Origin of the sequence: Paenibacillus allorhizoplanae, assembly GCF_927798215.1 — a bacterium.
In the GTDB taxonomy this organism is placed as follows: Bacteria; Bacillota; Bacilli; order Paenibacillales; family NBRC-103111; genus Paenibacillus_E; species Paenibacillus_E allorhizoplanae.
In genome coordinates this window covers 413,464-427,666 of record NZ_CAKMMW010000001.1, presented here as the reverse complement: position 1 = coordinate 427,666, position 14,203 = coordinate 413,464, and the positions used below count along the sequence as shown (strand labels likewise).

Here is a 14,203-nt window from a genome sequence, read left to right as displayed (position 1 = left end):
ACAATGGGGAATTTACAGGTTACGGCATTGAAATGTGAATATAGAACGAATCCGCTTGGTATTGGAGCGAGGAATCCTCAGTTAAGTTGGCAAATTGAATCCGATCGCCGCGGCACGCTGCAGCGAGGGTATCAAATCGTCGTAGCGAATGATGATGGCGATTTTACGAATCCAGTGTGGGATACAGGTTATACAGAATCCGATCAGTCGATTCAAATAATTTATGGGGGGCCGGAGCTGCAATCAAGAGCTCGTTACCTCTATAAAGTTAAAGTATGGGATAACATGGGCTGTGAATCCGCATGGAGTGATATTGCTTGGTGGGAAATGGGCTTGTTAGATCAAGGGAAATGGCAAGCCGAGTGGATCACACCTCACGAAAGTGAGATGGATCCGCAGTCCGAGCCTGCATTTCTGCTTCGCAAGCAGTTTGAGGTGGGAGGAGACGTCCTGTCTGCACGTATATATGCGACGGCTGCAGGCGTCTATGAGTTGTATGTGAATGGCACTCGTGTTTCCGATGAGCTGCTGGCGCCAGGCTGGACGAGTTATCCAACTCGGATGCAGGTTCAAACCTATGACGTAACGGATCTGCTCCAACGTGATGGTAATGGGATTGGCATTCTGCTTGGTGATGGCTGGTACAAAAGCGGGATGGGCTTTGAGAATAAAAACTTTAAATACGGCGAACGCCGGGCTGCCCTAGCACAGCTGCATATTCGATATCAAGACGGCACAGAAGCTGTTGTAGTCACAGATACCACGTGGAAGGCTTCAACAGGAGCGATTCAATATTCGACAATCTACCATGGTGAAACGTATGACGCGCGTTTGGAGCAAGCGGGCTGGAGCTCAGTGAATTTCCGAGATGACGAGTGGGCGTCTACACAGATATGTTCGGATGTTAGCCTTGATGTGCTAGTGCCTCAAGAAAACGCTCCGACACGTGTAACGGAAATCATACGTCCTATCGCATATTTCGTAACGCCTGCCGGCGACCATGTATTGGATATGGGACAAAATATGGTTGGCCGCGTACGCTTTACTGTAACTGCACCTGCGGGTACGCAAATCGAGCTAAAGCATGCTGAAGTCTTAGATAAAGAAGGCAATATCTATTTCGGCAACCTGCGTCCAGCGAAGCAGGTCGTGACCTATATCGCCAAAGGGAATGGCCCTGAATCCTATGCGCCTTATTTCAGCTTCATGGGGTTTCGTTATGTGAAGGTTGAGGGCTTTCCAGGCCAAGAAAATGGTCTGCCTCTGGATGCTTTTGTCGGTGAAGTCATGCATACCGATATGGAGCCAACAGGTGAGTTCGAATGCTCGGATGCTCGAGTGAACCAGCTGCAAAGCAACATTCGTTGGGGCCAACGAGGTAATTTCCTTGACGTGCCGACGGATTGTCCACAGCGTGACGAACGCTTAGGATGGACGGGGGATGCTCAGGTTTTCATCTCTACGGCGCTATTTAATTACCAAGGCGGTCCCTTCTTCACGAAATGGCTGCATGATATGAAAGCGGAACAAAGACCTAATGGTGGCATTCCCTTTGTTGTCCCTGATGTTGTAGGCGGCGAGAATTCAGCTGCTTGGGGAGACGCTGCGGTGATCTGCCCTTGGACGGTTTATCAATATTATGGAGATAAGCGTCTCCTTGCTGAACAATATGAAAGCATGAAAGGATGGATTTCTTACATCCGATCTCAAGGTGATCAGGAATATTTATGGAATACAGGCTTCCATTTTGGAGATTGGCTTGCGTTGGATGCTAAGGAAAACAGCTACATCGGTGCGACACCGGTTGCGCTAGTTGCAACGGCTTATTATGCGTATTCGACACGTATTGTTCGTGATGCCGCAAGAGCGCTAGGACATGAGGAAGAGGCGCAAGCTTTTGATGAGCTTTACCAAGGCGTAATTCAAGCATTCCGAGATGAATTTATAACGAAAAATGGACGCGTTGCTGCCCCAACTCAAACTGCGCATATCCTTGCGCTCGTCTTCAATCTCGTCGAAGATGAGGTGCGTGCAAGAGTCGCGAAGGATCTCAATGAACTGATTCTGGATAATGATTATCATTTATCAACGGGCTTCGTAGGCACACCTTACTTGTGCTTCGCGCTTTCGAATAACGGTTATCACGAAACAGCGGTTAAGCTGCTGCTGCAAGAAAGCTATCCGGGGTGGCTGTATTCCGTCTCGAAGGGTGCGACAACCATCTGGGAGCATTGGGACAGCATTAAATCAGACGGCTCCTTCTGGAGCGATGATATGAACTCTTTTAACCATTACGCTTATGGAGCCATCGGAGACTGGATGTATCGCAAAATAGCTGGCTTGGATATGGACATTACTCTGCCGGCCTTCAAACGCATTCATATCGAGCCGTTGTTTGGAGGGAATCGTCTTGCTTATGCCAAAACAGCACATAACTCCCTATATGGACGCATCGAATCCGGATGGCAAGTGGATCAGGGGCAAATTCAAATGAGAGTTCGTATTCCCGCTAATACAACCGCAGAAGTTATTTTGACAGGAGCAGCAATTGGCAGCGTGCAAGAAGGGGGACTTCCCCTCGACATCTCGATCCCTGGTATTCAAAATATAAGTGAAGCCGAGCAAGGCGTGCGTGTCCTTCTAGGATCAGGTGATTACACATTCACGTATTCGAATAACGATCTATTCCGCGTAACGTTTAATGAACATTCGAGAATCAATGATGTGCTGGATCATGAAGCGGCAACGGTAATTTTCAAAAAACATATGTCATCCTTATTCGAAGGTCCCTTTCTTAATTTCGTTCGAAAATCGACGATTAAGCAGTTGGGGGAGAACACGATGACAGGCATAACACGGAAACAAATAGATGCGATGCTTGCGGAATTAGTTCTCATATAAGGTATCCGCAAAATCAGATAGGAGTGTTGAAGAGTTATGGGAATGCATCAAAAGTTTGTGGAATTGGCGGAAAAGCTCACTCCCGACTTGCATGAATCTATTGTTTTGCCTAAATCAGTCATTGAGGTTGTAGCGGATGAAGAAGCGTTTCAAGGGTGGAGAACGCAAGAAACGGGGAGTATCTCCGCGTTACAATCCAAATCCTTCGGTAAGGATGAAAGTTTCATTCTGGATTTTGGCGATCATCAAGTTGGTTATATCTCTCTTTCGATCAAGTCAGTAGGTAGTCCACAAGATGCCCCGCTTGGGCTGAAGCTAATCTTCGGTGAGATGCCATGTGAGGTAGCGGAACCTTTTGACAGCTATGATGGTTGGTTAAGCAAATCCTGGCTGCAGGAAGAGACGATATATGTTGATGTGCTTCCTGCAGTCCTAAAGCTGCCTCGTAGATATTGTTTCCGGTATGTAAAAATGATGATTATCGATACATCCCGTAAGTTTACGGTTTCTTTTACCGATATTCATTGTACGGCGGTTACCTCCGCTGATGTGAGGGAATTAACGCCGCTGCCCGCTAATATTCCAGCAGACTTACAAGCCATCGATGCCATCAGCATCAAGACGCTTCAGGACTGTATGCAAACGGTGTTCGAGGATGGACCGAAGCGGGATCGCAGGCTGTGGATTGGCGATTTAAGACTACAAGCTTTGGCGAACTATCAGACCTTCCATCATCATGATCTGGTGAAGCGATGCTTATATTTGTTTGGCGGTATGACGCTTGATGACGGAGCAGTTGGAGCTTGTGTATTTGAAAAGCCTAATCCGTTAGTCGATGATACGCGACTTTATGATTATTCACTATTTTTCGTAGCGATTCTATTCGATTATTATGAGGCGTCCAAGGATAGAGAAGCGCTAGTAGAACTATGGCCAGTTGCCCTAGAACAAATACAGATCGGATTAGAACGACTAGATGAATACGGATTGGTGCGTGATGATGAAACCTGGTGGTGCTTCACGGATTGGCATCCAGAGCTTAATAAACAAGCATCCGCTCAAGCCATTTTGTTATATTGTCTCAAAAGGGGCCTTGGACTGGCGAAAGAGCTGGAAAAAGATCAAGAAGCAACATTCATTTCAGAACAAATTGATCGTGTGACAAGCAGCGCGCTTCAGCATTTATGGGATGAGAAAACAGGCTTTTTTGTAAGTGGAGTAACTAAGCAGGTTTCGTGGGCATCTCAGGTGTGGATGGCTTTGGCAGGTGTGTTGAACGAGGAGGAAAATGGTCAATTAATGGATCGGCTATTCGAATCCCCGCCAGAAATTGGGATGACAACACCCTATATGTATCATCATTTAATTGAAGCTTTATTTGAAAGCGGCAGACCCGAGAAAGCTTTGGAGCAAATGAGAGCGTATTGGGGAGAAATGGTCAAAGACGGAGCGGATTGCTTCTGGGAAATCTACAACCCCAATGATAAAAAGCTATCGCCCTATGGCAGTAATTTAATTAATAGCTATTGCCATGCATGGAGCTGTACACCTACGTATTTTATTCGAAAGTATTTACTGTAACGGGAGGTCGTACACGAAATGAAAGATGATCAACTTCGTCAAAAACCATTTTATTTATCAGAGTCTGACGTCTCTTGGGTGAAGGAAACGCGAGATGGACTCAGCTTGGAAGAGAAAGTCGGGCAGCTGTTTGTTGTAGTTCAGAAGCCATTTTCACCGGAGTCGGAGGATCTATTGAGTATTAAACCCGGTGGGGTGCATCTCTTCGCTTTTAGTCCCGATGCTACGAAGGTTAATCAACAGGCGAAAATAGCGGATATGCAAAGCCGCAGTAAGTTGCCGTTGTTGGTGACCGGAGATTTGGAATCCGGCGGATTTGGCGGAGCCGTTGACGGCACGAATCTTGGCATGAACATGCAGGTAGCGGCTACGGGGAAGCCTGAGCTGGCGCAGGCTTTTGGTAAAGGCATTGAAGTAGAAGGCTCGGCAATCGGCTTTAACTGGGTATTCGGGCCTGTGCTGGATATTAACTATAATTATCAAAATCCGATTGTTAATACGCGTGCCTTTGGAGACACACCTGAAGTAGTAGAAACGTACGCAATCCCAGTTGTAGAGGGCGTACAGGAAACCGGTCGAATGGCTGCCTGTGTGAAACATTGGCCAGGTGATGGCATGGATGACCGCGATCAGCATAAGGTACTGACCGTAAACGCCATGCCGATGCAACAGTGGCGTGAAACTTATGGGCGAGTGTATCGTTCCGCTTTTGATGCGGGTGTAAAAAGTGTGATGAGTGCGCATATTGCGCTTCCCGCTTACTATGAGGAGCTTGGCATTCATGATGTTAGAAAGCAGCATACGCCAGGGTCGCTTTCCTATGAACTCAATGTGAAACTGCTAAGAGAAGAGCTGGGCTTTAACGGGTTAATCATTTCCGACGCGTCAGCGATGGTGGGCATGACGAGCTGGGGGCCGCGACATGAAATCGTTCCCCAGTGTATTGCCTCTGGTGTGGATATGTTTCTATTCACAGCGGATCTCAAATACGACTTTGAAGCCATGATTCAAGGAGTCAACGATGGCATTATTACAGAGGAACGTCTGAATGAAGCGGTTACGAGAGTACTTGCACTGAAAGCTTCGTTGGGGCTGCATCATGAAAGACCAGCGCTGCAAGATTTAGCTTGTGTAGGGTCAGAGGAGCATGTGAATTTAGCCCAAGAATTAGCTCGAACCTCGGTGACGCTAGTGAAGGACACGCAAAACGTACTGCCCATTTCACCTGAAAAGCATAAGAGAGTTCTGCTCATTGCATCTGGGAGTGAAGGCTCATTATTCACAGAGAATGGTGCAGGAGGCAGCGGCTTTGAGCAGATGCTGGTGAAGGAAGGATTTGAAGTGGTTAGAGATTACCACCTCAAACAAGTAGAGAATGACATTGATCTGGTCATTTATGTGACGCAGAAATCGCCGAGCTTTATGCAGAATTCCCTGCGTATGTCACCTGAGGAGGCGGGAGGTATCTTTACTTGGTATCCTACCTACGTACCAACCTTATTCATTTCACTTGGTAACCCGTACACCTCATATGAGATGCCAACGATGCCAACTATGATTAATGGCTATAATGCCTCGGCTATTGTTCAAAGGGAGATTCTAAATTGTTTGCTAGGCAAACAGCCCTTCATAGGCACCTCGCCCGTAGATGCGTTTTGCGGATCAGCGTTGGCTAGGCTTTAAAAAATAGACATCCTCGGATTGCTTCCGATGGATGTTTTTTTATGATTAGTGGCTATATTTCACCATAAACGCATGTCCTCAGAGGACAGCGGAGCCTATTATTTTGATTGTCTTCAAGTTCATGTATTTACCTAAAATAAGGGTATCCAATGTTAAATAAAGGTATTTTTAAATAAGCGTAATTATGGTAAATTGGCGGCACGCCGAACCATCTACATAAAAGCAGCAAAGGAAAGAGGTGATAGAACTGCCAAAAACGGAAGTTAAATGAAATGTTGTAAACGGTTACATTAGACGCTCAAATTTACTTCGACCAAAAAAGGAGATTAGATGATGTTAACAAGAAGCATGGGAAAAGGATCCTTGTTAATCGTGATTTTGGTGATGTCCCTTATACTGGTTGCCTTGGGAATCTGCCTTCAGACAGAAGTCAGCGCTGCTGCAACAACCTACTATGTGTCTAACACAGGAAACAACAGTAATCCTGGTACGCTGAGCCAACCCGTTGCTACGATCCAACAAGCTGTAAATATGGCAGGGGTTGCCGGCCCTGGTTCCACGGTTATTGTGAGAGGCGGAACGTACAATATTACATCAACGATCAGTATTACTACTTCAGGAACCAGTGGTAACCCAATTACGATTAAGGCATATTCAGGGGAGACGCCAGTCATTTCTGGTCAGAATACGTACCCGAATCACAATCTCAGTCTTCAAACTGTTACGTATACGGGACCTACCGTTACCAATGACGGAGTGACCTATACGAATGGACAGCAATTCACGCTTTCCTGGAATCCGCTGATGAGTATTACGGCCAATTATATTACCATTGACGGTCTTGAATTGACACAATCCTACGGTGCTGGAATTTATGCCGGTAACTCGGGGGCAACCAGATATCATGATATCATCATTCGAAATTCGAATATTCATGAGAACCGTGGTGAGGCCGTGCAGTTAGAGAATGTGGATTATTTTACTTTGGACGGCAATAGGGTGTGGGAGAATGCCAATTTTGGACGTTTTAGCAGATTATCAAGTGAAATGAACTGGCCTTTAATTGTCATGATCAGAGGCAGTGCCTATGGAACAATTAAGAACAGCACCATTTACCACAACTGGGGTGAAGGGGTTGGCTTATGGTATAACACGCATGATGTGGTGTTGGAGGATAACGTTATTTATGATAATTATGCTTTGGAAGTGTATGTAGACAAGGCTCACGACGTAATCATACAGCGAAATTTTATATACAACACGGGAAATGCCATTTATTTTAGAGGGGGAAGTCCAAGTATGGGGATTGCCATAGCGGATGAGCCTTTTCAAAGTTTTACAGCGGGATACAATAGGAAGATTATAAATAATTTTCTAAAAGGGAATAGCAAGAATTTTGCGTATTGGAACACGGGATTAGCAACAGGAACTCGCTTGGATAATGACATGATTGCAGGTAACACTTTTATTGATTCAACAAGTACGAATATATCCATTACCGGCGGTGCAAGCCATGTAAACACAAGGATAGAAAACAATATATTCAAGTCGAATACGGTTTCTTTACAAAACGTTGATCAGAGTGCAGGATTAATTTTTTCGAATAATTGCTGGTCCAGTGCTGTTACTGGTGTTGCTTCGAATGTGAATGATGTCATTGGCAATCCATTGCTTGTAGGCGGCACATTTGGACCCGACTATTTCAAACTGCAGGGCACTTCTCCGTGTATTGCTAAAGGTAAGAATAATTTAACCGATGTAGCAGCGGATTACTTCAGGAACGTTAGGAGTAATCCGCCAAGCATTGGCGCCTACGAACCTATAATCCTTATGGATAACAGTCATCCAACAGGAATAACTCAGACGGGGACTTGGACGGTCAGTACCTACAGCAGCCAAAGAGTGGGTGCGGACTATCTGCATGACGGGGATACAGCGAAGGGATCCAAGAGCGTTAAGTATGCACCTTATATCGCATCTGCAGGCTCTTATGATGTCTACATGTGGTGGAATGCGGATACGAATCGAGCAAATAATGTACCCGTCACTATAAATCATGCTGGTGGACCAGACAGTATAATAGTCAATCAGCAGGCCAATGGTGGGATATGGAACTTCATAGGGCGATACGCATTTAATGCCGGGACATCAGGAAATGTGGTCATCAGCAATACGGGGACAGCTGGATTTGTTATTGCGGATGCTGTCAAATTTGTGCCTAGATAATGTGATGCCAAAATGAAGGCATCAAATCAAAAACGGTGATATTTTATTGCGTTCTTATTCAGGATAAAGTGTAAAGGAGGTTAAGAAAACGCTGTCATCTATGGAGTAGTAGGTGTGGCTGCATAAAGGGAGACTAAGAGAAATGGTTAATAACTTCACGAATTCGCGTACGGAGGGCAGTCATTCAATGAGAAGAAATGGGCAAAAAACGGAGAAGTACGATGTTGTCGTTTGCGGGGGTGGACTGGCGGGTTTCTGTGCGGCTGTAGCTTCGGCTAGACATGGGGCCAAAACATGTTTGGTACAGGATCGCCCTGTCTTCGGAGGAAACAGTTCGTCCGAGGTCAGAGTAACGCCTCATGGCGCGGCTGCCTTTCATGTTTACGCGAAGGAAACCGGAATCATATCGGAGTTATTGATTGAGGAACGCGCACGAAATCATGAGCCCATCTTTGAGAATGGCTGGACCAATAGCGTATGGGATATGACGATGTATGATATGGCGCAGCGAACAGAGAATTTGACCTTTTATCTGAATACGTCCATTCTGGATGTTCGGATGGCGGGTGAGCGCAAGATTGCGTCGGTCGTAGGTTATGTAGCGAACGCTGAGATGGAGATCGAGCTCCTTGCGGATGTATTCGTTGATTGCACAGGCGACGGCATTGTTGCCGACCGAGCAGGTTGTGAATGGCGCATGGGCTCCGAAGGACGCGAGGAATACGCCGAACCGCATGCACCACTGCAGGCTAGCGGTGATGTGATGGGGAGCTCGCTACTTTTTAAAACGAAAGACCTTGGATCCCCGGCTCCGTTCACGGCACCTGATTGGGCTGCGAAGCTCGATAATCCCGACTTTTTCTATAAACAGGGTCGAAACCCGAATGATATGCGCGGTGGTTATTGGTGGATCGAGATCGGCATGCCTTGGCACACCATCTATGAAAGTGAAGATATTCGTCATGAGCTGACACGGTATGTGTTAGGCATCTGGGATTGGATTAAGAATAAGGATCCACTCACGAAAGAGCTGGCAGCTAATCATGCCATTGATTGGATCGGTCAAGTGCCAGGCAAACGAGAAAGCCGCAGAATTATGGGTCAATATCTGATGACGGAACATGACCCGCTGAATAGAACGGTATTTGAGGATGAAATTGCGTACGGCGGTTGGTTTCTTGATCTGCATACACCGGGGGGACTTCTTGCGCCTACCAGTGAGCATGCCAGCTCAGAAGGCTATGATGAAACCTCCTCCTATATGGTGAAAAGCTATTGTGGCCCTTATGGTATTCCATTGCGGTCAACGATTGCCAAGGATGTCGATAATTTGATGATGGCTGGTCGGAATATCTCTGTGACGCATGCCGCATTAGGTACGGTGCGTGTAATGGCAACAACCGCGTTGGTAGGGCAGGCCGTGGGGACGTCGGCTGCAATTGCATTGAGGCATGGATTAGCACTCGCGGACGTACCAGGGCAGGCTATACAAGAAGTGAAGCAAACGCTGCTGCGTGACGGCTGTTTCCTCCTAAACACGACGAACGAGGATGAGCTGGATCTGGCACTTAAGGCGCGCGTTACGGCTAGCAGCCAAGCTGTGTGCAGAGGTTCGGAAGTGAAGGCGGAGCTACAAGCATCTGGCAAGTTGGGTCATCAAGAAGAGCTACTCCGTCAGCGTAAAGGACAATGGATTGCCATTTCGGAGGGAGTGTTGAACCGAGTATCCGTCTGTGTGACGAATACGAGCGACACCCCTCAAATCGTGGAAGCGAAACTCATTCCGGTGGATCATATCTGGGATTACCGCTGCGAAGCAAACCCAGCGCTGGCCACAACGGAACTGCAAATCAAGCCGGGGACCTATCAATGGATCGATTGGGATGTGCAGTTGAGCGAGGCGGATGGCTTGAAGTCAGGGACCTATGTACGGTTGGATTTACTAGCAAATCCCCACATTGCGTGGCATTGCGGGGATGGGATTGTGCCAGGACAAACATGTGCGTATGAAATGGGTGAGGGCAAGATGCGCCGGGATTGGAATGGTCCGACGCGCAGCTTCCGCGTGGATCCTCCTCAGCATGCGTACAGCCCTGAGCATGTGCTTAGCGGCGTAACGCGGCCTTATCGCTTTACGAACCTGTGGCGTTCGGATGCGAGAGAGGAGCTTCCGCAATGGCTGGAATTGAAATGGGATCATCAACAATCCATTCGACAGATTGAGCTCACATTCCCGGGTAGTCTTCTATGGGAATATCATGGTTATGCGCCGTTTTATCGTGACCCGCAATGTCCGAAGGATTATCGGATCGAAGCGTATATGGACGGTGGGTGGCAGGAACTCCTCCAAGTGAAGGAGAATTATCAGCGCCATTGCCGTTATACGCTAGCTCAACCTGTCCAAACGCAAAGACTGCGTGTCGTCATCGATGCCACCAATGGAGATCCATCTGCCGCCATTTATGAAGTGCGTTGTTATTAAATCATTAGTAAAACAGCCCCAGTGCCCTTATGCAGGGAACTGGGGCTGTTTCTTTTACATCGTTTTCCGATGTTCCTTCGGGGAAACGCCGAAATAGTTTTTGAAAGCACGCGAGAAGTGATAGAGATTGCCATACCCTACCTTTTCTGAGATCTCATTGATCCGTAAGGTGGGGTTTTTGAGCAGCTTCTGGGCTTCTTCCATGCGGACTTTGGTTAAATAGGCAGTGAAAGTTAAGCCGGTTCGTTCCTTAAAAAGCTTGCTGAAGTACGAGTAATTCATCGATACCCGATTAGCCACTTCGGCTAGCTGCAGATCGCGGCTGTAATGCTCACGTACGATGGACTCCGCTACAGTAATAACGGTTTCGCCCAAATTAGCCTGCTCCGAGATCAGCTGTTTCGTATCTGTGGCGTAGCTTTTTAAATAATGCCGGAGCTCTCCTAACGTGTGAAAGGTGTCGAAAGCTGTTGCGCGTTCGGTCTCTTCAAAAAGAAAGCGCTCATGGACATGCCGATGGATTTCAGAAAGCACCAGGTCATAAATGGACTTGAGCTGCTCCAAAGACATCTGGGTACGTAAAGAATCACTTAGATGGCGGTCAACCCAGAGGCCGATACGTTCCACATGCAGGGTTTCGGCAGCTTGTTTGAACTCCTCCATTTCCTTTTTGACAGGCAGCCAAGCATCCGACCTATCCATTGGTTCAAGTGTCTCGAAAACCTCGCTTGGTTCTCGCAAAATCCGCTCCGACATCGCGTGATGCGCTTGTTTGTAAAGTCGTGATAAATCATCCAAGCCTTGCCCAGATTGACTAATCGAGGCCGTAGGCGTTCGCAGATTGCCTTTCCTAAGCAGGTTAACGGCATTGCCAAGTATACCTTGAATGGATTCAAAGGAAACAGATGCAGCATAATTAAACACAAGGGACACACAGCCTTGCACGTCATGAAACGGTAGGAAGCGTAGATGTGTGGCTAAATGTTCGTCCTGAACACATCGTTCCAAACATTCACTTGCCCTATCCAAATGTTCTTCGCTAAAGGTAATATCATCAAAGGATAGCATGGAAACGGCGAACCTCGGATGAAAAAAGTAAGCTTCGAGTGATTGCTGTGACTCGGAATCTTTACTGCTCACAGTAACGTTCGACCCGTGGATTACTAAGGGTAATCGAGCAGTAAGCAGCGCCCGTGCATCCGTTTGGTTTCTTTCGACGAGCTTGTCGTTAAGGGTATCTTTCTCAATACTCACAATGGCGGACTGTACTTGCCTGCCGAGCTCATCAGAGGCTGCTGGCTTCAATAAGTAGTCTTGTGCGCCGTATTTAAAGGCTTCACGGACATAGGGATAATCACCATAGCCGCTTAACATAATGAATTTGGTGCGTGTTAGGAGCGGGGTTAGCTCTCTAATCAATTGAATGCCATCTAGCTCGGGCATACGAATGTCCGTGATAATGATGTTGGGTTGTAAGGTTTTAGCCATAGTAAGTCCCTGTAGACCACCGTTCGCGACATAAATATCCCGTATACCAGCGACATTGGCCCTTTCCAATTTGGCTTTCACACCGCTTCCAATTAATTCTTCGTCATCAATAATTAATACGGTATACATCGTCATTCTCCTCGCTTCTTCTTGCATCATAAGGAAGGGTTAGTATCGTTTCTGCGAATTGGCCTTGGATACTGTTGATTTGTAAGGGATAACTTTCACCGTAGAATAATTTCAATCGTTCATTAATGTTGCCTAAACCGATGCTTTCTCGGTCTTTCTCACCTTTGGCCATATAGACGGAAGTACGGAATTGTTCGTTGATTTCTTCTAATCGAGCTGCTTCGATGCCAATGCCATTATCTTTAACACATAAACGGATAGATAAATCACTTTCTTGGCTGGCATAAATATCAATATCGAGTGTGTCCTGCTTAGCGAAGCCATGCTTCACGCTATTCTCGACAATCGGTTGTAGGATAAACTTTAAGACCTGAATAGAAAGCAGCTCATTAGGTACATGAACGCGGAAATGAATACTGTCTCCGTATTTCACCTTCTGAAGCGTCATATACTGCCCGAGATAACGAAGTTCATCTTGGAGCGTTGCGAATTTAGCGTGACCGTCCATATTATAGCGCATCATTTTACCAAAGTCGGCCATGGCATCGGACACATCATACTGGCCGGCGATTTCCATTTTGGCACTAAAAATATCGAGCGTATTATAGATAAAATGCGGATTAATCTGCGATTGCAGTGCGATGAGCTGTGCATCCTTGTGCATGGTCTCTTTTTTGATCATATCGGCTAACAGCAGGGTAATTTTATTCAGCAAAATGTTGAATTTCTCGGTGATGACACCGAACTCGTCCTTCCGTACAATAGGAATGGGCTGAAACCCTGTCTCAATGGCGAGATCCATCTGTTTAATGCTCGTTTTCATTTTACTCAGCGTCATCTTGAGGACGAAGTAGAAAGCGAACAATAGAACAATGAGGGTAAGAATAAAAGCTAGGTTAGCCACAACCTGCAAGGAACCGAGCAGAGGTGGGAGCGGAATCGCCATAACAATGACTTGCTGGACTTCTTTTAACGAGTCAGCGACGTATAAAAAGCCGGATTCCTTGGCGTAGCCTTGATTTTCATCCAATATATAGACAGGCTGATTGACAACATTGGGGCCCTCTGCGGGTTCAAGTAGATCAACTGAGCGCACGTCAACCATCGTAATTCCTAGATAATAGCCTTCAATAGAGATCATTTTCTGGATAAAGCGGAAAATATCACTTCCGTCTTCCTGTTTCGTATCCAGCACCCAGAGAGATTTCTGATCCGAAGACATAAAGGCATCGTACCATGCCTCTTTTTTAATTTTCTGGTCGGAGAAAAAGGAACCAAAACCTTCTGGAATCGAAACATTGTTTGTATAGATAGAAATTTTCTGGATGTTGATTTTCTGGAATAACATCGCATAGTTAACAAGTGGAGCAGCGAAATTGAAATACGTATCTAAAGAATTGGAGTCGGACGAATACGGTTCTCCGAGAAATTGTTGCAAGCGGTAGTTAAACGTAATGTTATTGCTAACGCTTTCAATAAGATCAATTTTATTCTCGATTGTATACTTAATCTGTTTAACGGTTGTCTGTGAATTGGCAAGCAGTTGATCTTGCATGTAGCGCTGTGATTGATTGTACGTGTAGAGTCCAAGCACACTGAAGGGGATTAGTATGAAAAAAATAAAGGCTAGCGTCACTTTACTTTTGATACTCATGGCATTAAAGGCACGTTGCAACGTCACTCCTTCTTTCTCCAAAGATGTTTGTAGGGAGG

General features: G+C 46.3%; 7 protein-coding genes. 5 read left to right on the top strand and 2 right to left on the bottom strand.

Translation table 11 applies throughout. From position 1 onward, the window contains the following. Positions 1-3 precede the first annotated feature (3 nt). From L6I86_RS01480 to L6I86_RS01460, 5 genes are all read left to right on the top strand, one after another. Positions 4-2,901, top strand: a complete 2,898-nt coding sequence (locus tag L6I86_RS01480; RefSeq protein WP_236284138.1) for an alpha-L-rhamnosidase — start codon at positions 4-6, stop codon at positions 2,899-2,901. A gap of 36 nt (positions 2,902-2,937) precedes the next feature. Next, complete coding sequence (locus L6I86_RS01475) at positions 2,938-4,482, top strand: alpha-L-rhamnosidase-related protein (protein WP_236284137.1); 1,545 nt, start codon at positions 2,938-2,940, stop codon at positions 4,480-4,482. Between the two features lie 18 nt (positions 4,483-4,500). After that, positions 4,501-6,165, top strand: a complete 1,665-nt coding sequence (locus L6I86_RS01470) for a glycoside hydrolase family 3 protein (protein WP_236284136.1) — start codon at positions 4,501-4,503, stop codon at positions 6,163-6,165. A 333-nt stretch (positions 6,166-6,498) separates the two neighbouring features. After that, entirely contained in the window at positions 6,499-8,391 is a 1,893-nt protein-coding gene (locus L6I86_RS01465; RefSeq protein WP_236284135.1) for a golvesin C-terminal-like domain-containing protein, read from the top strand. A 142-nt stretch (positions 8,392-8,533) separates the two neighbouring features. Further along, positions 8,534-10,873, top strand: a complete 2,340-nt coding sequence (locus L6I86_RS01460) for an FAD-dependent oxidoreductase (protein ID WP_236284134.1) — start codon at positions 8,534-8,536, stop codon at positions 10,871-10,873. Between the two features lie 54 nt (positions 10,874-10,927). On the opposite strand, the gene L6I86_RS01455 is transcribed toward L6I86_RS01460, so the two are convergent. Further along, a complete protein-coding gene (locus tag L6I86_RS01455; RefSeq protein WP_236284133.1) occupies positions 10,928-12,490 on the bottom strand; it encodes a helix-turn-helix domain-containing protein in 1,563 nt (520 codons plus the stop codon). Beyond that, on the bottom strand, positions 12,468-14,171 hold the full coding sequence (locus L6I86_RS01450; RefSeq protein WP_236284132.1) for a sensor histidine kinase: 1,704 nt from the start codon (positions 14,169-14,171) through the stop codon (positions 12,468-12,470). Before L6I86_RS01450 ends, L6I86_RS01455 begins: the two co-directional genes overlap by 23 nt. Between the last annotated feature and the right edge of the window lie 32 nt (positions 14,172-14,203).

Excerpts from the sequence above, each read along its gene's own strand:
- L6I86_RS01480 (WP_236284138.1), top strand. The coding sequence starts at position 4 with ATGGGGAATTTACAGGTTACGGCATTGAAATGTGAATATAGAACGAAT.
- L6I86_RS01475 (WP_236284137.1), top strand. The coding sequence starts at position 2,938 with ATGGGAATGCATCAAAAGTTTGTGGAATTGGCGGAAAAGCTCACTCCC.
- L6I86_RS01460 (WP_236284134.1), top strand. The coding sequence starts at position 8,534 with ATGGTTAATAACTTCACGAATTCGCGTACGGAGGGCAGTCATTCAATG.
- L6I86_RS01465 (WP_236284135.1), top strand. The coding sequence starts at position 6,499 with ATGTTAACAAGAAGCATGGGAAAAGGATCCTTGTTAATCGTGATTTTG.
- L6I86_RS01455 (WP_236284133.1), bottom strand. The coding sequence starts at position 12,490 with ATGTATACCGTATTAATTATTGATGACGAAGAATTAATTGGAAGCGGT.
- L6I86_RS01470 (WP_236284136.1), top strand. The coding sequence starts at position 4,501 with ATGAAAGATGATCAACTTCGTCAAAAACCATTTTATTTATCAGAGTCT.